The sequence below is a fragment of the Paractinoplanes globisporus DSM 43857 genome (assembly GCF_000379645.1).
In the GTDB taxonomy this organism is placed as follows: Bacteria; Actinomycetota; Actinomycetes; order Mycobacteriales; family Micromonosporaceae; genus Actinoplanes; species Actinoplanes globisporus.
Genome location: NZ_KB903320.1, coordinates 65,974 through 86,515, shown reverse-complemented (window position 1 = coordinate 86,515; position 20,542 = coordinate 65,974). Strand labels below are relative to the sequence as shown.

The following is a 20,542-nucleotide window of genomic DNA, read 5'->3' as shown; positions in this document are numbered from 1 at the left end:
GACCCGCGATGACCGAGACGGGGTGGCCGCTGATCCCGCGTGAGGTGCTGCCCGCGGCGGTCCCGGCGGCCAAGAGACGGCCGATGCCGCGCCCTCCCCACGCCGATCCGGGCCGCCAGCTGCCGTTCTTCGGCGCCGAGACGACCGAGCCCTCGCCGGCCGATCTCGCGGGCCTGCTCGCAGGTCCCGGTCAGCTGGGCCGGATGGGTGGCACCGCCCGTGTCTCCGTCGAGGTCGACGCCGCCTGGCGCGTCCACGTCCTGGTCGCCGAGCTGGTCGCCCGCGGCCTCACCGCACACTGGCGCCCTCTCGATCAAAATCAACTTCAAGATCAAGCAGACGTACGCGCCGGCGAGCCCCCGGCCACCCCAGTGAGCGACGATCACCGTCCCGCAGCGCCCGACCCGTTCGACGACGTCTACCCCGATCCCGACGCCTGGCCCGACTCCTCCGCCGGGGATGAGCCGGTCGGCGACGATCTTCTGGAAGATGGCCGGAGAGATCCACAACACCCGGACGCCGGCCGGCGACATCCCGTTTCAGGGGAGCTCTCTCTCACGGCCGGCCGGCGCCCGGCCCGCAGTGGGGAGGAGTCCGAAAAATCGGATTCGCTCGGCCGGTCGGCACCTCCGGCCGAGCGCGGCCCGGGGGTGACCCCGCACCAGGAGGCTCAGGACAAAGAGACAGACGCTGACGAAACAGACGAAGCTGACGAGGAGCCGTCGGCCGCCGAGCCGCGACCGCGGTTCGAGGTGCTCACGGCGTACTCCCGTCGGTTGAATGGCCTGGCCCGCGCCTGGCCGGACGCCGCCGCGCAGCTCTTTCTCTCCGGACCCCGGCTCCGTCTCTGGGTCGCGGCGGCGGGTGAACCCGTCCCGGGCGGGTACGCTTTGGGTCTTGACCCCGTCAAAGACCCGGTCGCGATCGATGCCGCCCTGGTACGGGCGGGTCTCGCCGGCCGTGTGTCGGATGACGGACGTCACTATTTGATCGTGGGGAAGCGCCGCCTGCGGCGTCTTGCCGAACTGGTCGGCGATCGCCCCGACGCGGCGCCGGAGCATGTGTGGCCGTTCGCAGCGAGCGCGTGATCTTCCTGGATTGTGTGCGACACGACTCACCTTTCGCGGTGTACGGTGTCGCCGTCGGACGCATGCGGTGGCCGGACCGTTACCATCCGACTCCGGGGTTCCCCGGGAATGCGGTCTGCTCCGGCGCGTTACGTTGAAAGTCTGTGACCCGCCGGTACGAATGGCGGGACGCTGAGTGCGAAGTTTGGGAGTGCCGTGCCGAGTGCCACCAGGACGACCCGTCTGGTCATCGTCGAGTCCCCGTCGAAGGCCAAGACGATCGCCGGTTATCTAGGCCCCGACTATTTCGTCGAGGCCTCCTTCGGCCATGTCCGCGATCTGCCGCGCAACGCGGCCGACGTGCCCGCCAAGTACAAGGGCGAGTCGTGGGCGCGGCTCGGCGTCGACGTCGACAACGGCTTCCACGCGCTCTACGTCGTCTCCCAGGACCGCAAGGCACAGATAGCCAAGCTCGTGAAGCTGTCGAAAGAGGTGGACGAGATCTTCCTCGCCACCGATGAGGACCGCGAGGGCGAGGCGATCGCCTGGCACCTGGTCGAGACGATCAAGCCCAAGGTCCCGGTCAAGCGGATGGTCTTCCACGAGATCACCAAGCCCGCCATCCAGGCGGCGGTGGCCAACCCGCGCGACATCGACCGCGACCTGGTCGACGCGCAGGAGGCCCGCCGCATCCTCGACCGCCTGTACGGCTACGAGGTCAGCCCGGTGCTGTGGAAGAAGGTGATGCCCCGCCTCTCCGCCGGGCGGGTGCAGTCGGTGGCGACGCGCATCGTGGTCGAGCGCGAGCGTCAGCGCATGGCCTTCCGCACCGCCGAGTACTGGGACATCCTCGCGACGCTGGCCGTGCAGGGAAAGATCGAGGGACCGCGCAACTTCCAGGCGACGCTGATCGCGCTGGACGGCGACCGCATCGCCACCGGCAAGGACTTCGAGCCCACCACCGGCCAGGTCAGGCCCGGTTCCGGCGTGGTGCACCTGGACGAGTCCGGCGCGCGCGGCCTGGCCGCCCGCCTCGAGGACCGTCCGTTCACGGTCACCCGGGTCGAGGAGAAGCCGTACCGCCGCCGGCCGTACGCGCCGTTCATCACCTCGACGCTGCAGCAGGAAGCGGCCCGCAAGCTGCGCCTCTCCGCCTCGCAGACGATGCGCACCGCGCAGCGGCTGTACGAGAACGGCTACATCACCTACATGCGTACCGACTCGGTGAACCTGTCCGAGACCGCGATCACCGCGGCCCGCCGGCAGATCGGCGAGCTCTACGGCGCCAACAACGTGCCGCCGCAGCCGCGTCGCTACACCGGCAAGGTGAAGAACGCGCAGGAGGCGCACGAGGCGATCCGCCCCGCCGGCGACAACTTCCGCACCCCCGGCGAGGTCGCCAACGAGCTGTCGACCGACGAGTTCAAGCTGTACGAGCTCATCTGGCGCCGCACGATCGCCTCGCAGATGACCGACGCCGTCGGAAACTCGGTGAGCGTCCGGATCCGGGCGATCTCCACCACCGGTGAGGAGGTCGACTTCGGCGCCTCCGGCAAGACGATCACCGACCCGGGCTTCCTGCGCGCCTACGTCGAGTCCTCCGACGACGAGAACGCCGAGGCCGAGGACGCCGAGCGCCGGCTGCCGACCCTGGTCAAGGACCAGCCGCTGACCGCGGAGGAACTGGCCGCGGCCGGTCACCACACCATCCCGCCGGCCCGCTACACCGAGGCGTCGCTGGTCAAGGCGCTGGAGGAGCTGGGCATCGGCCGCCCGTCGACGTACGAGTCGATCATGCGGACGATCCAGGACCGCGGCTACGTCGAGAAGCGCGGCCAGGCCCTGATCCCGTCGTTCCTGGCGTTCGCGGTGATCGGCCTGCTCGAGGGGCACTACCCCCGCCTGGTCGACTACAACTTCACCGCGGCCATGGAGGGCCAGCTCGACGACATCGCGGCCGGCGACCACGCCGCGCTCGACTTCCTCACCTCCTTCTACTTCGGCAGCCAGACGGCCGGGCCCGACGACTCGATCGCCAAGGCCGGTGGCCTGAAGAAGATGGTGACCGAGAACCTGAGCGCCATCGACGCGCGCTCGGTCAACTCGATCCCGCTGTTCACCGACGAGAAGGGCCGCAACGTCGTGGTCCGGGTCGGCCGCTACGGGCCGTACCTGCAGCGGCAGCTGCCCGACGCGCCCGAGGAGTCGGCGGACGACCGGGCGTCGATCCCCGAGGGCGTGGCTCCGGACGAGCTCACCCCGGAAAAGGTCGACGAGCTGTTCCTGGGCGGTGGCGGCGAGCGCTCGCTCGGCGACGACCCGAGCGGCGAGCCGGTGCTGCTCAAGTCGGGCCGCTTCGGGCCGTACGTGCAGGCCGGCGAGCGCAAGTCCTCGCTGTTCCGCACCCAGACGCCCGACACGCTCACGCTGGAGCAGGCGCTGCGGCTGCTGAGCCTGCCGCGCACGCTGGGCAAGGACCCCGAGGGCAACGAGGTGCTGGCCGCCAACGGCCGCTACGGGCCGTACGTGAAGCGCGGCGAGGACTTCCGCTCGCTCGAAAGCGAGGACAAGCTCTTCACGGTCACCCTCGACGAGGCGCTGACGCTGCTGGCCACGCCGAAGACCCGGCAGCGCCGGGCCGCCGCGCCGCCGCTGCGCGAGATGGGCAACGACCCGGTCACCGAGAAGCCGATGGTCATCAAGGACGGCCGGTTCGGGCCGTACGTGACCGACGGCGAGTACAACGCGTCCCTGCGCCGCGGTCAGACGCCGGAGGAGCTCACCATCGAGCAGGCCTCCGAGATGCTGGCCGAGAAGCGGGCGAAGGGCCCGGCGCCCAAGAAGAAGGCGGCCGCCAAGAAGGCTCCGGCCAAGGCGGCCGACGACAAGGCACCGGCCAAGAAGGCCGCGGCGAAGAAGGCCTCGCCGGCCAAGAAGGCAGCCGCCAAGAAGGCCGCCCCGAAGAAGGCGACGGCCTCGGCCGAGTAACGGCTAGCCGAGCACCCGGTCCAGGTACTCGTTCGTGAAGACCCGGGCCGGGTCGAGGCGGTCGCGCACGGCCACGAAATCGTCGAACTTCTCGTACGCCGGGCGCAGGTCGTCGGCCGACCGGTAGTGCAGCTTGCCCCAGTGCGGACGCCCGCCCAGCGGCTGGCAGACCGCCTCGACGGCCCGGAAGTACGGCTCGTACTCGACCCCGGTGAACTGGTGCACGGCCACGTAGGCGGACTCGCGTCCGTACCCGTGCGAGAGCCAGACGTCGTCCGGCCCGGTGAAGCGCACCTCGACCGGGAACTGGACCTTGAACGGTAGGCCCTCGATGATCCGGGGCAGTGCCGAGATCACCTCGGGCAGCGCCGCGCGCGGGACCTCGTACTCCATCTCGGTGAAGTGCACCCGCCGCGGCGTGCAGAAGACCCGGTCGGAGCGCTCGGTGTAGGTCCGGGCGGTCAGCGCCCGGGCGGCGACCGCGCTGATCGTCGGCACCGTCCCCGGCGCGACCTTGCCGAGCCGGCAGACCGCCCCGAAGACCGTGTTGGACAGGAACTCGTCGTCCATCCACCCGCGGAACCTCGACAGCGGCTTGTCGTGCGCCGGCACCTTGTTGTTGATCTTCAGTTGGGCCCGGTCGGTGTACGGGTACCAGTAGAACTCGACGTGGTCGTTGGCCGGGATCCACTGGTCGAGCCCGGCCAGGACCTCCGCCAGGGGCATCGGCCGCTCGTCGGCCAGCAGGGTGAATGCCTCCACGCAGCGCAGCGTCACCTCGACGAGGATGCCGAGCGCGCCCAGCCCGAGCCGCGCGGCCGGGAAGATCGGGTCGTCCTTGCCGACCGCGAGCACGTCGCCCGACCCCGTCACCAATTTGACAGCCTCCACGCACGACGCGAGCGTCGCGTGCTCCGCGCCGGTGCCGTGCGTGCCCGTCGAGATCGCCCCGGCCACCGTCTGCTGGTCGATGTCGCCGAGGTTGGGCATGGCCAGCCCGTGCTCGGCGAGCAGCGCGTTCAACACGTGCAGCGGCATGCCGGCCTGCACGGTGACCAGCGACCCGTCGATCGACACGAGGCCGGCCAGCCGGTGCAGGAACAGCCGCTGGTCGTTGGCCACGGCGATGGCGGTGAACGAGTGGCCGCTGCCCACCACCTTGATCCGGCGTCCGGAACCGGACGCTTCCTTGACCTGGGCCGCGACCTCGTCGACAGTGCCAGGAGTCAGGATGTCGGTCGCGTGGGCCTGCTGGTTTCCACCCCAGTTGGTCCAGCGGCGGGCGATCACGGGGGTCGTCATTATGGCTTTGTCCTCCGTACGAGCGGACAGTCGCACAAAACTGGGCGTGTGGAGTGTCCTCCGCGTCCCGTCGATGCCTCTCGCTCGTTGATCCGAGTAACGTTCCGATTATCACTGCTGAGAGGGAGTGGCGACGCGTGTCGACACCAACCGTCACCACCGGGCCGCTGCGGCGTGTCCCGGTGCAGGGCAGAAGCGTTGCCCGGGTCCAGCGCATGCTCGACGCCTGCGCCGAGCTCGTCGATGAGGAAGGCTACGAGGGCCTGACCACGACGCTGCTCGCCGAACGAGCCGAGGTCGCCATCGGCTCCGTCTACCAGTTCTTCCCCGACAAGCGGGCGATCGTGCAGGCGCTGGCCATGCGCAACATGGACGCGTACCTGCAGGGTCTGTCCGCCCGTTTCGGCAGCGAGACCTTCGCCCACTGGTGGGACGGGGTCGACGCCGCCATCGACGTCTACATCCAGATGCACCGCAGCGTGCCCGGTTTCCGCACGCTGCACTTCGGCGACGTGGTGGACGTGCATCTGCTCGACGTCGAGCGGGACAACAACGCGGTCATCGCCGACCGGCTCGCCGAGCTGCTGGTCGACCAGTTCCAGCTGATCGACCGGGCCCGCCTGCGGTTCGCGCTGCAGATCTCGGTCGAGGCGGCGGACGCGCTGATCAAGCTGGCGTTCCGGCGCGACACCAACGGCGACGAGTCGGTGCTGACCGAGGCCAAGGCGCTGATCCGGGAGTACCTTCACCGTCACGTGACGGCCTGATCGGTCACCCCGGGCTCTGTCAGCCCAAGAAGGCATGGCCCTCTCCGCGGTACGTCGGGGCCGGCGCCGCTGTCTCACCGTCGATCAGCTGTAGCTCGTTGACGTGCTCGCACAGCTCGCCGGCCTTCGCGTGGCGGAACCACACCCGGTCGCCGGGGCGCAGCGTGTCGGCCGCGGCGCCGAGCAGCGGCGTCTGCACCTCGCCGGCGCCCTCGTCGGGCTTGAACCGCAGCCCCTCCGGAAGGTAGGGCTGCGGCAGGCGGGACGTCTCGGCCGGGCCGGACGCGATCCAGCCGCCGCCGAGCACGGTGGCGATCCGGGGCGCGGGCCGCCGCACGACCGAGAGCGCGAAGAAGGCGGCCGGGGTGGGCCGCCAGTTCCGGTACGCGTCGAAGAGCGTCGGGCCGTACAGGCCGGAACCGGCCGTGACCTCGGTGACCACCGGGTCGGCGCTGGTGGCCGCCACGCTGCCGGTGCCGCCGCCGTTCACGAACTCGAGGTCGGCTCCGGATTCTGAGGCCAGCACTGTGCGGATGGCCGCGACCGCCTCGGCGCGGCGCTTGACGATCTCGAGGTACGAGCGCGACTGCATGAGCCGGATGGCCCGGCCGCGCAGCGCCTGCCGGGGCGGCGCGTCACCCACGCCGGCGATCTGCGCCTCGTAGGACATCATCCCGACCAGCGCGAAGCCGGGGCGGGCGACCAGACGGCGGGCGAGCACGGACGCCTGCGCGGCCGAGTGCACCGGCGACCGGCGTACGCCCACGTGCATCGGCCCGGGCTTCCAGGACGAGTCGAGGTCGATGCAGAGCCGCACGGGGGGCCGCTTGCCGGGCGGGGTCACCCGGTCGACGACGTCGAGGTGCCCCGCGTGGTCGACCATGAGAGTGATCGCCCCGGCCAGGACCGGGTCGGAGGTCAGCGCGGCGATCGCCGTACGGTCCACGGTCGGATATGCGACCAGGACGTCGTCGGTCACCCCTTCGCGTACCAGCCAGATCGCCTCGGCCAGCGTGTACGCCATCACGCCGTGCCAGCCCGGCTTCGCGAGCGCCCGCTCGATCAGCTGCCGGCAGCGCACCGACTTGCTGGCCACGCGCACCGGCTTGCCGCCGGCCCGGGCCACGAGCTGGGCCGCGTTGTCGTCGAACGCGGCCAGGTCGACCGCCGCGATCGGCGTCTCGAGGTGGCCGGTCGCCCGGTCGAGGCGCTTCTGCAGGTTGCTGCGGTCGGCAATCACGCCAGCACGGTAACGCCTGGATCGGGCAATGCGAAAGAGCTTCACTTTTGCGTTACCCGAACGTGCGAAACCAGGCGGGTCGGGGCCGCCGGGTAGGGTGCACCCTGCAGGGATCACGGGAGGTACGGCCATCGACACCGAAACGCGCGATAGCGGACCCGTCGACCTGTCGGGGATCGCGGCGCTGCGCTCCGTCCTGCGTATCCGGCCGTTCCGGCGTCTGTGGCTGGTGCTCAGCCTCGCCTCGTTCGGCGACTGGATCGGGCTGCTCGCCACCGGCATCTTCGCGGCGGCGCAGTTCCAGAGCAGCGCGGGCCAGGGCGCGGCGTTCGGCGGCACCATCGCCGTCCGCCTGCTGCCGGCCCTGCTGCTCGGCCCGATCGCAGGCGTGTTCGCCGACCGGTTCGACCGCCGCTACACCATGGTCATCACCGACCTGCTCCGGTTCGTCTTCTACGGCTCGATCCCGATCGTCGCCCTGGTCGGCGCCTCGCCTGGGGTCGTCGTCGCCTGGGCCACGATCGCCACGTTCATCGGCGAGACGATCACGCTGATCTGGATCCCGGCCAAGGAGGCCGCGGTACCCAATCTGATCCCGAAATCGCGGATCGAGATCAGCAACCAGCTCACCCTGGTCACCACGTACGGCATCACGCCGATCCTGGCCGCGCTCGCGCTCTCGGCGCTGACCGCCGGCGTCCAGCAGTCCGGCGTCACGCTGCCCGACTGGGCCCAGCCGGTGGAGATCGCCCTCTACCTGAATGCGATCTCCCGGCTCGCCACCGCGCTCACCGTCTTCTTCGGCATCAAGGAGATCGGCGGCAAGAGCGCCGAGCGGCAGCGCGAGGCGCAGCAGAGCATGTTCCGGCAGTTCCTCGACGGCTGGAAGTACATCGGCAGCACCCCGCTCGTGCGCGGCCTGGTGCTCGGCATCTTCGGCGCGTTCGCGGCCGGTGGCGTGGTCATCGGCGCGGCCAAGACCTTCGCCACCTCGCTGGGCGCCGGCGAGGCCGCGTTCTACCTGCTGTTCGGCGTCATCTTCATGGGCCTCGCGATCGGCATCGGCCTCGGTCCGATGATCATTCGGGACCTGTCCCGCCGCCGTTGGTTCGGCATGAGCATCGTGCTGGCCAGCGGCTCGGTGATGTTCCTGGGCGCCGCGTTCCACCTGTCCATGGCCCTGGTCGGCGCGTTGCTGGTCGGCGCGGGCGCCGGCATGGCGTTCCTGGCCGGCACCACCCTGCTGTACGGCGAGGTCGACGACGCGGTCCGCGGCCGGGTCTTCGCGGTCGTCCAGATCGGCGTCCGGATGGTCCTGCTGCTGGCCATCACGCTCGCCGGCTTCCTGGTCGGGCTGGGCAGCTCGCGGCGGATCGACCTGGGCGCGTTCAGCGTGCAGGTCTCGTCCACCCGGGTCCTGCTGCTGGTGGCCGGCGCGATCGGCATCTGGGTCGGGATCAGCGCGTTCCGGCAGATGGACGACAAGCGCGGCGTGCCGGTGCTGGCCGACCTGTGGGGCTCGATCCGCGGCCGCCCGCTCGCCCCCGCCGAGCAGTTCGTGCGGGCCGGGGTCTTCGTGGTCTTCGAGGGCGGCGAGGGCGCCGGCAAGTCCACCCAGGTCGAGCGGCTCGCGGCCGCGCTGCGCGCCGACGGCCGTGACGTCGTGGTCACCCGTGAGCCCGGGGCCACCGATGTGGGCGCCCGCATCCGCGCGCTGGTGCTGGACAAGACCGAGTCGCCCGCGCCGCGCGCCGAGGCCCTGCTGTACGCGGCCGACCGCGCCCACCACGTGGCCACCGTCGTGCGTCCCGCGCTGGCCCGTGGCGCCGTGGTGGTCAGCGACCGGTACGTCGACTCGTCGCTGGCCTACCAGGGCGCCGGCCGCACCCTGCCGGTCTCCGAGATCTCCTGGCTGTCCGCGTGGGCGACCGGCGGCCTCAAGCCCGATCTGGTCGTTCTGCTCGACGTGGACCCGAGCGTGGGCCTGCGCCGGGTCGACGCGCGGGGCCAGGGTCAGGACCGGCTCGAGAGCGAGTCCCGCCAGTTCCACGAGCGCGTCCGGTACGCGTTCCTCGACCTGGCCGCGGCCGACCCGAAACGCTACCTGGTGCTCGACGCGGCCCGCCCGGCCGACGAGATCAGCGCCGCGGTCACCGAGCGACTCGCCGGCCTGCTGGCCGCGGCACACACCGCGCCCGCGCCCGACGACGTCCCGGCCACACCCGATCTGCCCGAGGAGCCCGGGCTGGAGGAGATGGCCGAGCTGTTCGGCGTGGAAGACGAGTCCCCGCGGAAGTGACGCTCAACCCGACGCCGACGCGCTGGGCTGCGGCTTGGCGCCGGTGGCCGCCTTCTTCTGCACGGCCGCGATCGTGGCGGCGTCGACCGTGCCCGTGGCCTTGACCCCGAGCTCGGTCTGGAACGCCTTGAGCGCCTCGGTCAGCGCCGGCGTCCAGGTGCCGTCGACCGGACCGGGCCAGTGGCCGGCCAGCTTCAGCGTCTGCTGCACGGCCGCGGTCGAGGCGGTCGCCTGCTGGGCCTGGGCGCCGCCCTTGGCCGCGAGCTCGGCCTGCAGCGCCGCGTCGGTGGCCTTGTCGACCGTCCCTGTCACCGGCAGGCCGTGCTTCTCCTGCAGCGCCGAGACGGCGTCCACGGTCGTCGGGCCGTACACGCCGTCGATCTCGCCCTGGTAGTAATCCGCCCCGGCCAGCGACTTCTGCAGCGCCAGGGTGTAGTTGCGGGCCGCCTGCCGAGCCTGTTCCTGCTTGTCCTCGGGAAGGCAGCCAGCCTCGTCGAACAGCCGCAGCCAGGCCATCTCCAGCGCGACCGCGGCCGCGTTGAACTGCTCCGAGGCGTCCTGGAGCGGACTCTGCGCGGTGACGCCCTGCTGTGCGGTGGCGAAATCGGCGTCGGCCTGCTTGACCCGGTCCACCGTGGCTGCCGACACGGGCGGGGTGGCGCTGGGCGACGGCGCGGACGACCCCGGCGGCGAGGCCGAGCTCAGCGCCGCCTTCGCCTCGGCCAGCTCCTTCTCGGCGGTGGCGACCGCCTCCTTCGCGTCCCGCACCTGCTCGGCGCCGGTGAGCACGTCGGAGCGGGGCTCGGCCAGGTCGGCGCCCGCCTCGGTGACGTCGCCGACCGTCGGCGCGGTCGTGGTGAGGACGTCGCCGTACCGGTCGAGCGCCGTGATGTAGCTGGCCGTCGACCGGCAGAACTCGTCGACCTTCTTGGTCAGCTCGGTGTTCGCGTCGTCGAGGGCCTGCTGCTTGTTCTCCACCCGGTTCTCGGCGACCGTGGCGCGGGGGTTGCCGTCACCGCCACCGCACCCGGCCAGCGCCAACGCGGCGACGCCGACCGAGGCGGCCAACCATCGAGCAGTACGCATGTCAGCGGCGGTCGTTCCGTTTGCGCAGGATGACCACGATCCCCGCAACCACCAGCAGGATGGGGAGCACGAGCCCCCAGAGCAGCAAATTCACGGCAACCCTCCGATCGTCGTGTCGCGACCAAGAGTCGGCCACCGCGAGCGGTCCGGGATCACCCCTGCCGAATGAGGAACGGGTCAATAACCTCGATTTCCCGCCGCGGCCTTGGCGAACGCGGGGGTGCGGCCGTTGGCCAGTTCGCCGCCGAACCATGCGCCGAAGCCCGAAATGGACACCGCCAGCAGCTCGAGGAGCAGCAGGCCGAAGCCGGCGCCGCGGTCGTGCGCGCCGACGCGGACCATGAGGATCACGGCGAACAGGAACAGCACGCCCATGTTGAGCAGGACGCGCAGCACGCCGATGCGCTTGGCCAGCGGCCGGCGGACGAACGCGAGGTCGATCACCCCGGCGAGCATGGCGAGGAATCCGCCGATCAGACCGGCCACGACGTTCCAGAACGCCAGGGCTCCGAGCATGCCCGGTCCGCCGAGCAGGTTCGCGATGTCGAAGATCACGGCCATCGTGAACAGTCCCAGCGGGAACATCACCAGGATCGGTTGCACCGCTTGACCTGCGATGTTCAGGCGGCTCTCCATGCGGTCATCGCCCTTCCTACCTGCGTAAATCGTAGGTTCGTCGTGGCATCCGTGTGAGGCCTACCCGGTGCATACGTCAATGAAACGCCGCAGAAGGGCCCCGAGTGACGCACTACTCAGCAGTACTCGGCTTGTACGCAATCTGCAACATGGCAGATTGAGTAGTAGCGGATAGCCGGGTGGCGTGCTCTACTACCAGTAGAGCAACAAGGGCGGAGATGGAGAGGTCACACCGTAACGGCACCCGGCGGCAACCGGGTGCCGTTTCACCTCTAAGGCTCCGTCAGTGCCAAGAAGGTAAGCACTGCGAAGGGCGAGGCGGGGAATTCTCTCTGCGCCAATGGTGGCTCTCATATCCCTGTCTCGCAAGGAGTCAGGGGAAGGAGTTCGCCATGCGCATCTATTACCGCGGGCCTGACGCTGTCGTGACCAGCGAACTCTTCGTCGTCCGGCGCGGTTCGCCGCCCGGACGATTCGTCATCCGGGATCTGCGCGACGTCGGAATCGCCCCCGGTCCACCGGACGGAGTACGCCTATCCGTCGTCGTTCCTCCCGCCGCCGCGGCCACTTTGGTCGCGGCGGCGGCGGTCTCCGCGGCGGGCGGCGTCCTGGTCGGCGTCGTCATCGCGGTCTCGGCCGCGGGCGCCGGCCTGGCCTGCGCGGTGGTGCGGCAGCACCGGCCGCGTCGCTGGGAACTGCGGGCGACGTACCGCGACCGGGAGGTCATCCTGTACACGTCAACCGACGCCCGGGTCTTTCACCAGGTCAGCCGGGCGCTGCGGCGGGCACTCGAGAACGAGCGGCCACCGTACGCCGATCGGGAAGCCGCCGCGGCCTGATCGGGTGGCCTTCCCCCGGCCTTCCCGCCGCCCACAAGCCGCCGGATTAGCTTGTGCGCAGTCTGCCAGATGGCAGGTTGAACGGTAGCGGGGAGACTGGTGGCCATGCTGTACTCGGTCTCAGACAGTCCGGAGGGCGGAGTTTCGAGGGGAGAGTCAGAACGGCACCTGGCGGCAACCAGGTGCCGTTTCACCCCCCACCCGAAGGCCTGCCCCGTCCAGCGAGATGGGAATTCTCTCTCGGTCGCGTCGGCGCCCGTTCTCTTTCCCTTCCTCGCCGGGAATCCATCGGGAACAGAGGGGGAAGCCGGAAATGCGCACGTACTATCGGGGACCCGACGCCGTCATCACCGACACCCACTTCGTGTGGCAGAGCCCGTCCGTGAGAATTTTCGCCATCGATGACCTCGACGACGTCCGTCTGGAGCGCACTGTGGCGCGGGGACCGTCCGGGGTGGAGTTCGCGCTGGGACTCGGCCTGCTGATCCTGGCCGTCGCGGCCGGCCTGAAATTCGGCGTCATGGCGGCAACACCGCTGGTAACCGCGCTGGTCGCCGTCGTCCTCATTGCCCTGCGGCGCCGGGGCGGGCACGCTTGGGAGATCCGGGCTCGCTACCGTACACAGGACGTCACGATTTACACGTCGCCCGACCCGCGAATCTTCAACCAGGTGACCCGGGCGCTGCGGCGCACGATCGAGCGACGTGCGCTAAGGCAGTCGTACGGGCTGGCCGCGGGATAGCCGAGCGCGATTAACCAGGCAGGACGGCGACACGTCAACTTTCGATCACGCAATGTCAGGATCAAGTTTTGCCGAACCGCCGTACGCCGATTTCCCATCTGGTACGACGGTAAGTAAGCTATCGCGCGACCTCGCTGGATGCCTGCTGGCAGTCAGCGATGTCGCAGCTTACGTGTCGGCACCTATTCCATCGTCTCGACGCTGAAGGACCTCATGACTGAGGGTGACTCGCCCACTGTTGCGCGACGTCGCGTGCGCTTGGCGCTGCGCGAGGCTCGTGAGGCTGCGGGTTTCACCCAGCTCGAGGTCGCCGAGGAGATGGAGTGGAGCCTCAGCAAGGTCATCCGGATCGAGAACGGCGACGTCAGCATCGCGCCGAACGACCTGCGACCGCTTCTCGCCTATCTGGGGATCCGGGACAAGGTGCGGACCGCCGATCTCATCGAGTCGGCAAAGGTCGCTCGCACGCGACAGCGTCAGGCCTGGTATCAGACGCCCGAATACCGCGAACATCTGACCGATCCGCTCCGTAAGCTGATCGAGTACGAGGCCGAGGCCACGGCGATTCATCTGTATTCGGTTTTCCACGTTCCTGGATTGCTCCAGATACCCGAGTACTCTGCCGCGCTCATCGAAACGTGGAATGAAGAGCTCCTGCCCGATCAGATTAGGTTCCGGCTGGCGGCACGGAAACTCCGGCGCGACGCGGCGCTCGCCCGCAACGGCTCGCTGCGGTTGACCGCGCTGCTGGACGAGTCGGTCTTCCGGCGCCCGCTGAGCGGGCCGGCCCTGCTGAGCGCCCAGCTACGGGAGCTCGTCCGGGTGTCGGAGACGGGACAGCTCGGGGTTCGCATGATCCGATTCGACTCGGACGTGACGATTTCCTACAACGCCAATTTTGACATCCTCTTCCTCGGAGCGGACGGCGATCTGTCCAGCGCGGTCATGTATCGCGAGGCAGGCCTCAGCGACGAAATCATCGAGGATCCGACGATCTCCAAAGTGAACGCGTCGGTACCGCCGCCTCCGGGACCGGTGGCCCGTCACTATGATCGTTATCAGAAGCTCTGGAACGCAGCCGACAATGAAGATGACACAATCGCCTTTATCCAGAAGCGGATTCGCGAATTGGGGTGACCAGAAGTTGTCCCGTAACCATTCCAGAGGTACCAGGTTCTAACACTCGACACCATCGCCGACTCGGAAGGTCAGGCTCTCAAGTGAACATCGACGACACGCCACAGTGGCATAAGAGCAGCTACTGCGGCACCAGTGCCTGCGTCGAGGTCGCGCAGACCTCGGACGTTGTACTTGTTCGCGACTCCAAGAACCCGCAGGCCGCCCCGCTCGCGTTCACCACCGACGAGTGGACCGCATTCGTCAAGGGTATCAAAGCGGGCGAATTCAACTAAACGTGATTTATTAGGTCCGCGTGCGGGGTCGAGCTTCGGCCCGCCCCCGCCCGTGGGTCTGTGCCGATAACTCACCGGGCGCGTGCCCGTCCGGTCCTGTCAAGAATATTCCTGGCGGACATTTCCGCTTAAGGCGACCTATAGGCCGCCATTTCTGAGTGCCATCCTCCGGTTCACTCACGCGAGCGAGCCGTCGAGTTGCCGCCGATCGCTTACCGTGGAGTTCGTTGGTCCTCTCACGGAGGGTTTCGCGATGGGTGAGTTTTGCACCACCCGCGCCCGAGTTCGACTGACGACATCGTCTCCCACGTACGCGACGGGCAATCGCGAGATGGAACGGAGGCAGAGAGATGCATGAGATCAACGCGGCGCCGTGGCGGAAGAGCAGCCGGTGCGGCAGCGCCACCTGCGTCGAGGTCGCCAAGGTCGACGGCCGCTTCCTGGTACGCGACTCGAAGAACCCGGACGGTGCGGTCCTGTCGTTCACCGAGGAGGAATGGGCAGCCTTCGTCGAGGGCGTCGGCGCCGGCGAGTTCCACTTCTGAGGCCGTTCATCATTCGCCAGGCTAGGTCGTACCGGGGGACGCCCCGGGTCGAGAGGGGCATACTGGCGCAGGTGAGGGCTTACCCGCACGCAGTCGACACCAGCAGGTTCGCGGTCCTGCACGACGCGGCCGAGTCGATGCTCGACGACCTCCACGAGCGGTACATGGTGGAACGTCGGGAGAGCAAGGAACTGCTGGGGGCCGAGGAGGCCCTGGTGCGGATGGTGCGGCTCATTCCGCGAACGCCCGCCGCCGGGCCTCTCGCCATCGCCTTCACCGACTTCCCGGGCCTGGTGGTACGCCTCGGCCGCTGGTGGGCCGAGATGCTGCCCGCCTGCGGTTGCGAGGCCTGCGACGAGGACCCGGCCGAGCTGGTCGGGGTGCTGCGCGGCCAGGTCGCGGCGCTGATCGAGGGTGGGCTCTGGGAACGGGTGCGCCGCGGCGTCGGTGGGTCATGGTTCGAGACCCGGCTGATCGGCGTGGAGCTCAGCGCCCGGCGCGAGGGGCCGCTGACCAGCCGCGACGCCCGGGACGCGCGCCGGTGCGGGTTCGCGGCGCCGGTGCAATGGGCGCCCTGGCCGTTCAGGCCCCTAGGAGTTTGACCGCGGCGTGGATCCCGCGGCGGTTGATCACGTTGGCCATGGCCAGCTCGCCGCGGCAGAACATCTCGAAGGCGCGCCAGCCGATCGGGGTCGTCATCGCGAAGTGGATCAGCATTGGGCGCTTCGAGAAGAGGTCCAGCAGGCGGCGGCCGGCGGTCATCTCAGGCACCAGCTCGGCGGCGACCTGCCGCTCATAGGCCGCTAGGTCGCCGGACGCCGCCGCCGCGCCCGCCCATGAACCGGAGCGCAGGGCGTAGCTGATGCCCTCCCGGGTCCACGGCTCGAGCAGGCCGGCCGCGTCGCCGGCGACGATCACCCGGCCGCGGCGCAGCGGCGCGTCGAGGCGGCGGCAGCGGGTGAGGTGGCCCGAGTCGCGCACCACCGGGCGGTCGGCGAGGCCGAGCTGGGCCACGAAGTCGCGCAGGTACTCCTTGGTCTCGGCGCCATGCCCCTTCGTCATGATCACACCGACCGTGAGCTGGTCGTCCTTGGGGAAGACCCAGCCGTACGAGCCGGGGAACGGGCCCCAGTCGAGCAGCACCCGGCCGCGCCAGCGCCGGCAGTCGTCCTCGGTGGCGGCCAGTTCCAGCTCGAGACCGAGATCCTGCTGGTCGAAGGTGACGCCGACGTGCCGGGAGCTGATGCCGGCCGAGCCGTCGGCGCCGATCACCGACCGGGCCACGATCTCCTCTTTGTCGTCCAGCGTCACGGTCGCCGTGTCGCCGTCCTCGGAGATGGCGCGGACCTGGGAGTCCTGGCGGACGGTGGCGCCGGCCTTGAGCGCCGCCTCGTACCAGGCGTGGTCGAAGTCGTCGCGGCGGACCATGGTGAGCAGCGGGCCGCCGCGGGCGTGCCGGGTGAACGTGCGCCGGCCGCCGCGGGTGAAGGTGACCGCGTCGATCGTGTCGCGGCCCGGCACGGCGGCCAGGCGCGGACGGGCAATCTCGAGCGATGTGCCGATCAGCCCGCCGCCGCAGGTCTTGTAGCGCGGGTGGGTGGCGCGTTCCAGCACGATCGTGCGGGCTCCCGCGGTGGCCGCGGCATGCGCGGCGGCGAGTCCGGCGGGGCCGGCCCCGACCACAGCGACATCCCAGATCACGAGCGGAGAGTCTAGTCAGGCCGGTTATGTACGAGCGTACATATGCTGTGTACGATCGTACGCATGGAAACCCGGACCATGCGTGAGCGGATGCTCGCCGGCGAGCTGTACATCGCCGACGACCCCGATCTCGCCGCCGAGTCCCAGCGGGCCCAGGCGCTGACCCACCGGCTCAACGCGGCCGACCCGACCGATCACGCGCTGCGCCGTGAGCTGCTCGAGGAGCTGCTCGGGGCGTTCGGGGAGGGCAGCGAGATCCGGCCGCCATTCCGCTGCGACTACGGGTACCAGACCTTCGTGGGCGCCCGCACCTTCGCCAACTTCGGGCTCATCAGCCTCGACGTGGCCCGCGTGACCATCGGCGACGACGTGCAGATGGGGCCCGGCGTGCAGCTGCTCACCGCGCTGCACCCGGTCGCGGCCGGCCTTCGCCGCGACAAGTGGGAGGCGGCCCGGCCGATCACCATCGGCCACAACGTCTGGCTGGGCGGCGGTGTCACCGTGCTGCCCGGGGTGACCATCGGTGACGATACCGTCGTCGGTGCCGGGGCGGTGGTGACGCGCGACCTGCCACCGCGCGTGGTCGCAGTCGGCAATCCGGCCCGCGTGATTCGCGAGGTGGAGCCGTGACGACCATCCCCGCCGCCCGGTCGCCGCGGCGTTACGACCCCGAGCGCAAGAGCCGGATCGTCGACGCCGCCATCGAGACCATCGCCCGGCACGGGGTCGCCGGGACCACCATGCGCCGGATCGCGGCCGCCGCCGACGTACCGCTCGGCTCGCTCACGTACCACTTCGACGGCCTGGACGACCTGCTGGCGCAGGCCTTCCAGCGGCACGCCGAGCGGATGTCGCCGCTCTACGAAGCGCATTTCCACGGCGTACGGGATGAGACCGGTTTTGTTGATGCCGTGACCGACCTGATCCACGGCGACGCCGGCGCCGACACGCGGGATTGGGCCGTGGCGTACGAGCTCTATCTGGCCGCCCTGCGCAATCCGGCGCTGCGGAGCGTGACCGAGGCCTGGATGCGCAGGTCACGCGCCGTGCTCGAGCGATTTGTCGATCCGGTGACCGCCCGCGGAGTGGACGCCCTGATCGAAGGAATGGTCATGCACCTGACCCTTTCCACCGCCACGTTCGACCGCGCCGACACGCACGCGATCGTCGCCCGACTGCTGGAGGTTTCTCGATGAGCACGGTCGAGATGGTCGCGTCGCCCGTGCGGCAGGCGACCCGGGCGGTCTACGCGGCGTTCATCATGCTCGGCTTCGCCGGGTCGAGCTGGGCGGCCCGGATCCCGCAGGTGCGCGACCACCTCTCGCTCACGCCGTCGCGGCTGGGGCTCGTGCTGCTGGCCATCGCGCTCGGCTCGATCGTGTCGCTGCCGCTCGCCGGGCAGATCGTGGCCCATTTCGGCTCGCGGCGCACGGTCACCACGATGGCGGCGATCATGTTCTTCGCGCTCTCCGGCGCGGCGATCGGCTACCGCTTCGGGGTGCTGCCGGTCATGATCGGGCTGTTCTGCTTCGGCTTCGCCAACGGCGCCTGGGACGTGGCGATGAACGTGCAGGGCGCCGTCGTCGAGCGGCGCCTGGGACGGGCGATCATGCCCCGCTTTCATGCCGGTTTCAGCGTCGGCACGGTGGCCGGTGCCCTGGTCGGAGCGCTCGCCATCGCCGTGCACCTGTCGGTCACGATCCACCTGATCGTCGTCGCGGCCCTGGTCGCCGTCGTGGTGATCGCCGCCGTGCGCTCCTTCGGCCCGGACGAGGACCCGTCCGCGGTCGTCCCGGACCAGCCCGCACACGCCGCGGCCGCGCCGTCCAGCCGGCTGCAGCGCACGCTGGCCACCTGGCGCGAGCCGCGCACGGTGCTGATCGGCTTCTTCGTGCTGGCCTTCGCCTTCACCGAAGGCGTCGGCATCGACTGGATCAGCGTCGCGATGATCGACGGGTACGGGGTGCCCGCGACGGTCGGCACGCTCGCGTTCGCGGTCTTCCTGGCCGCGATGACGACCGGCCGCTGGTTCGGGCCGGGCTGGCTGGACCGCTACGGCCGGGTGCCGGTGGTCCGGGTGCTCGCGCTGGTGAGCGTCGCCGGGCTGGCGCTGTTCGTCTTCGGGCCGTGGCCGGCCCTGGCCTTCGTCGGGGCGCTGCTGTGGGGTTTCGGGGCGTCGCTCGGCTTCCCGGTGGGCATGAGCGCCGCCGCGGACGACCCGGCCCACGCCGCGCCGCGCGTGAGCGTGGTCGCGACGATCGGGTACTGCGCCTTCCTCGGCGGGCCGCCGCTGATCGGTTTCCTCGGCGACCACGTGACGGTCCTGCGCGCGCTGCTGGCCGTGATGGTGCTGCTCGCGGTCGCGATCGGGCTGGCCGGCGCCGTGAAGCCACTGCCCCGGAGCTGAGGCCGGGACGAGGCGTTCGGCGCGGATCTCTGGCCCGCAGGGGGGCCTGATGTCGGTGCGTCGTCGTCGAGCGGCCCGCCGTGATCTGTGCCGAGCCGGTCCCGGCGCCGCGGCCCGCGCGTCGGCGCGTGGTCACGCGGGGAGCGGCTGCGTTGGCGCGCGGTCAGCCGCGCCAGAGGGTGAGCATCATCGCTTCAACGGCGATGTCGGGTTTGACGTTCTGGTCGATGGCGTCTCGGCAGGCCAGGACGGCTTCGAGGCGGCGGAGGGTGCTTTCGGCGGTCCATTTGCCGGCGGCGGCCTCGGACTGTGAGGCCACGTCGGTGTGGACGACCGGGACGGGGGCTCGCAGACTGGTGATCAGGACGTCCCGGTAGAAACCGGCGAGATCGACCAGGGCGCGGTCGAGGGCGTCGCGCTTGGCGCGGGTGGCTCGGGAGCGCTGTCGTTTTTCCAGGTCTTTCAGCTGGCCGGCGGCGCCCCGCATGGCGCCCGCGGCGCCGCGGCCGGTGCCGCCGGCACCCAGGGCCTGTTCCAGGGCGGCTCGCTCGGTGGTGTCGGACTCGGCCACCGCCTCGGCCGCCTCGGCGTCGGCGGCCTTGATCAGCGCGGCGGCGGCGTCGTAGGCGGCGCCGACGCCGGTCAGGCGGCGGGGGACGGCCAGCACGGCGTCGCGGCGGCCGCGGGCCTCGGCGTCGGCGGCCAGGCGTTTCGCCCGGCCCACGTGACCCTGGGCGGCGGCGGCGGCCCAGGCGGCGACATCGGCGGCGACCCCGTCGCGGCGGGTCAGGACCTCGGCCACCGCCTCGGCGGGCGGCTGGCGCATGGTGATCACGCGGCAGCGGGAGCGGATCGTCACCGAGATGTCGTCGGGGTGGGTGGACGGGGCGCAGAGCAGGAAGACCGTGCGGGGTGGCGGCTCCTCGATCGCCTTGAGCAGGGCGTTGCCGGCCTGCTCGGTGAGGCGGTCGGCGTCCTCGATGACGACCACCTGCCAGCGGCCGCCGGAGGGGGCGCTGGCGGCGCGCAGCACTAGGGCACGCATCTCGTTGACGCCGATGGACAGGCCCTCGGGGACCACGAAGCGGACGTCGGCGTGGGTGCGGCCGAGCGCGGTGTGGCAGCCGTGGCACACGCCGCAGCCGACGCCGTCGCGCTCGCACTCGAGGGCGGCCGCGAAGGCGCGGGCGGCGACCGAGCGGCCGGAGCCGGGCGGGCCGGTGAAGATCCAGGCGTGCGTCATCGCGCCGGCGGCGACCTGTTCACCGGCGACGACCCGGGCGGCGGCCTCGGCGGCGCGCCGCAGCGTTTCGACCGGCTCGTCCTGGCCCACCAGATCAGCGAAGACGTCTGTCACGGCAACGATGGTATTGCGCGGGTCCGACAACATCGCCCGCCCGGGCCCGACGCCGGGCACGTTATCCACAGGGGACGACTCGGCGTAGCGAAAGGGTGACAGTTCCGGGTACGGTCTGGTCCCGGAAAGCGACGGGGCGCTGACGCGCGGTGAG

The 20,542-nt window shown here is 70.4% G+C and carries 19 protein-coding genes; 13 read left to right on the top strand and 6 right to left on the bottom strand.

The genetic code is table 11. From position 1 onward, the window contains the following. Positions 1 to 8: 8 nt before the first annotated feature. The gene (locus A3CQ_RS64280) at positions 9 to 1,088 is read left to right on the top strand and encodes a hypothetical protein (RefSeq protein ID WP_020515365.1); all 1,080 of its coding nucleotides are present in this window, start codon (positions 9 to 11) and stop codon (positions 1,086 to 1,088) included. A 195-nt stretch (positions 1,089 to 1,283) separates the two neighbouring features. Then, on the top strand, positions 1,284 to 4,055 hold the full coding sequence (topA, locus tag A3CQ_RS0133725) for a type I DNA topoisomerase (protein WP_020515364.1): 2,772 nt from the start codon (positions 1,284 to 1,286) through the stop codon (positions 4,053 to 4,055). A 3-nt stretch (positions 4,056 to 4,058) separates the two neighbouring features. On the opposite strand, the gene A3CQ_RS0133720 is transcribed toward topA, so the two are convergent. Beyond that, positions 4,059 to 5,357 (bottom strand): D-arabinono-1,4-lactone oxidase, encoded by a 1,299-nt coding sequence (locus A3CQ_RS0133720; RefSeq protein ID WP_020515363.1) that lies wholly within the window; start codon positions 5,355 to 5,357, stop codon positions 4,059 to 4,061. 137 nt (positions 5,358 to 5,494) lie between these two features. Between A3CQ_RS0133720 and A3CQ_RS0133715 the strand changes: the two genes are divergently transcribed. After that, positions 5,495 to 6,124: a TetR/AcrR family transcriptional regulator gene (locus A3CQ_RS0133715; RefSeq protein ID WP_026206504.1), complete on the top strand. Its 630-nt coding sequence runs from the start codon at positions 5,495 to 5,497 to the stop codon at positions 6,122 to 6,124. A 19-nt stretch (positions 6,125 to 6,143) separates the two neighbouring features. Here A3CQ_RS0133715 and A3CQ_RS0133710 read toward each other — a convergent pair whose 3' ends face one another. Then, positions 6,144 to 7,364 carry an amino acid deaminase/aldolase gene (locus A3CQ_RS0133710; protein WP_020515361.1) on the bottom strand — a complete coding sequence of 407 codons (1,221 nt, stop codon included), beginning with the start codon at positions 7,362 to 7,364 and terminating at the stop codon, positions 6,144 to 6,146. Between the two features lie 97 nt (positions 7,365 to 7,461). Here A3CQ_RS0133710 and tmk point away from each other — a divergent pair, with 97 nt between their 5' ends. Then, positions 7,462 to 9,663, top strand: a complete 2,202-nt coding sequence (tmk, locus tag A3CQ_RS0133705; protein WP_020515360.1) for a dTMP kinase — start codon at positions 7,462 to 7,464, stop codon at positions 9,661 to 9,663. A 3-nt stretch (positions 9,664 to 9,666) separates the two neighbouring features. Here the strand turns inward: tmk and A3CQ_RS0133700 are convergent, their stop codons facing one another. Together A3CQ_RS0133700 and A3CQ_RS54980 are read right to left on the bottom strand one after the other, a co-directional pair. Then, positions 9,667 to 10,749 (bottom strand): peptidoglycan-binding domain-containing protein, encoded by a 1,083-nt coding sequence (locus A3CQ_RS0133700; protein WP_026206502.1) that lies wholly within the window; start codon positions 10,747 to 10,749, stop codon positions 9,667 to 9,669. 177 nt (positions 10,750 to 10,926) lie between these two features. Then, a complete protein-coding gene (locus A3CQ_RS54980) occupies positions 10,927 to 11,352 on the bottom strand; it encodes a DUF2231 domain-containing protein (protein WP_245577433.1) in 426 nt (141 codons plus the stop codon). 425 nt (positions 11,353 to 11,777) lie between these two features. Here A3CQ_RS54980 and A3CQ_RS0133685 point away from each other — a divergent pair, with 425 nt between their 5' ends. From A3CQ_RS0133685 to A3CQ_RS0133660, 6 genes are all read left to right on the top strand, one after another. Continuing rightward, a complete protein-coding gene (locus tag A3CQ_RS0133685; RefSeq protein WP_020515356.1) occupies positions 11,778 to 12,224 on the top strand; it encodes a DUF6232 family protein in 447 nt (148 codons plus the stop codon). Between the two features lie 313 nt (positions 12,225 to 12,537). After that, on the top strand, positions 12,538 to 12,966 hold the full coding sequence (locus A3CQ_RS0133680) for a DUF6232 family protein (RefSeq protein ID WP_020515355.1): 429 nt from the start codon (positions 12,538 to 12,540) through the stop codon (positions 12,964 to 12,966). A gap of 213 nt (positions 12,967 to 13,179) precedes the next feature. Continuing rightward, positions 13,180 to 14,103 (top strand): helix-turn-helix domain-containing protein, encoded by a 924-nt coding sequence (locus tag A3CQ_RS0133675; protein ID WP_051115431.1) that lies wholly within the window; start codon positions 13,180 to 13,182, stop codon positions 14,101 to 14,103. An 83-nt stretch (positions 14,104 to 14,186) separates the two neighbouring features. After that, positions 14,187 to 14,378: a DUF397 domain-containing protein gene (locus A3CQ_RS0133670; protein WP_020515353.1), complete on the top strand. Its 192-nt coding sequence runs from the start codon at positions 14,187 to 14,189 to the stop codon at positions 14,376 to 14,378. 350 nt (positions 14,379 to 14,728) lie between these two features. Next, positions 14,729 to 14,923 (top strand): DUF397 domain-containing protein, encoded by a 195-nt coding sequence (locus A3CQ_RS0133665; protein ID WP_020515352.1) that lies wholly within the window; start codon positions 14,729 to 14,731, stop codon positions 14,921 to 14,923. Between the two features lie 71 nt (positions 14,924 to 14,994). Beyond that, positions 14,995 to 15,525 carry a DUF6226 family protein gene (locus tag A3CQ_RS0133660; RefSeq protein WP_020515351.1) on the top strand — a complete coding sequence of 177 codons (531 nt, stop codon included), beginning with the start codon at positions 14,995 to 14,997 and terminating at the stop codon, positions 15,523 to 15,525. On the opposite strand, the gene A3CQ_RS0133655 is transcribed toward A3CQ_RS0133660, so the two are convergent. Continuing rightward, a complete protein-coding gene (locus tag A3CQ_RS0133655) occupies positions 15,506 to 16,624 on the bottom strand; it encodes a geranylgeranyl reductase family protein (protein WP_040433481.1) in 1,119 nt (372 codons plus the stop codon). The genes A3CQ_RS0133660 and A3CQ_RS0133655 overlap by 20 nt on opposite strands. A gap of 63 nt (positions 16,625 to 16,687) precedes the next feature. Here A3CQ_RS0133655 and A3CQ_RS0133650 point away from each other — a divergent pair, with 63 nt between their 5' ends. The 3 genes from A3CQ_RS0133650 to A3CQ_RS0133640 are packed head-to-tail and all read left to right on the top strand — an operon-like array spanning position 16,688 to position 19,031. Continuing rightward, positions 16,688 to 17,254, top strand: a complete 567-nt coding sequence (locus tag A3CQ_RS0133650) for a sugar O-acetyltransferase (RefSeq protein WP_020515349.1) — start codon at positions 16,688 to 16,690, stop codon at positions 17,252 to 17,254. Continuing rightward, positions 17,251 to 17,820 (top strand): TetR/AcrR family transcriptional regulator, encoded by a 570-nt coding sequence (locus A3CQ_RS0133645; protein WP_020515348.1) that lies wholly within the window; start codon positions 17,251 to 17,253, stop codon positions 17,818 to 17,820. The genes A3CQ_RS0133650 and A3CQ_RS0133645 overlap by 4 nt, the downstream gene beginning before the upstream one ends. Beyond that, a complete protein-coding gene (locus tag A3CQ_RS0133640) occupies positions 17,817 to 19,031 on the top strand; it encodes an MFS transporter (RefSeq protein ID WP_020515347.1) in 1,215 nt (404 codons plus the stop codon). Before A3CQ_RS0133645 ends, A3CQ_RS0133640 begins: the two co-directional genes overlap by 4 nt. A gap of 163 nt (positions 19,032 to 19,194) precedes the next feature. Here A3CQ_RS0133640 and A3CQ_RS0133635 read toward each other — a convergent pair whose 3' ends face one another. Next, positions 19,195 to 20,388, bottom strand: a complete 1,194-nt coding sequence (locus A3CQ_RS0133635) for a DNA polymerase III subunit delta' (protein WP_020515346.1) — start codon at positions 20,386 to 20,388, stop codon at positions 19,195 to 19,197. Positions 20,389 to 20,542 lie beyond the last annotated feature (154 nt).

Excerpts from the sequence above, each read along its gene's own strand:
- A3CQ_RS0133675 (WP_051115431.1), top strand. The coding sequence starts at position 13,180 with ATGACTGAGGGTGACTCGCCCACTGTTGCGCGACGTCGCGTGCGCTTG.
- A3CQ_RS0133700 (WP_026206502.1), bottom strand. The coding sequence starts at position 10,749 with ATGCGTACTGCTCGATGGTTGGCCGCCTCGGTCGGCGTCGCCGCGTTG.
- A3CQ_RS0133650 (WP_020515349.1), top strand. The coding sequence starts at position 16,688 with ATGGAAACCCGGACCATGCGTGAGCGGATGCTCGCCGGCGAGCTGTAC.
- A3CQ_RS0133685 (WP_020515356.1), top strand. The coding sequence starts at position 11,778 with ATGCGCATCTATTACCGCGGGCCTGACGCTGTCGTGACCAGCGAACTC.
- A3CQ_RS0133720 (WP_020515363.1), bottom strand. The coding sequence starts at position 5,357 with ATGACGACCCCCGTGATCGCCCGCCGCTGGACCAACTGGGGTGGAAAC.
- A3CQ_RS0133640 (WP_020515347.1), top strand. The coding sequence starts at position 17,817 with ATGAGCACGGTCGAGATGGTCGCGTCGCCCGTGCGGCAGGCGACCCGG.
- A3CQ_RS0133665 (WP_020515352.1), top strand. The coding sequence starts at position 14,729 with ATGCATGAGATCAACGCGGCGCCGTGGCGGAAGAGCAGCCGGTGCGGC.
- A3CQ_RS64280 (WP_020515365.1), top strand. The coding sequence starts at position 9 with ATGACCGAGACGGGGTGGCCGCTGATCCCGCGTGAGGTGCTGCCCGCG.
- A3CQ_RS0133680 (WP_020515355.1), top strand. The coding sequence starts at position 12,538 with ATGCGCACGTACTATCGGGGACCCGACGCCGTCATCACCGACACCCAC.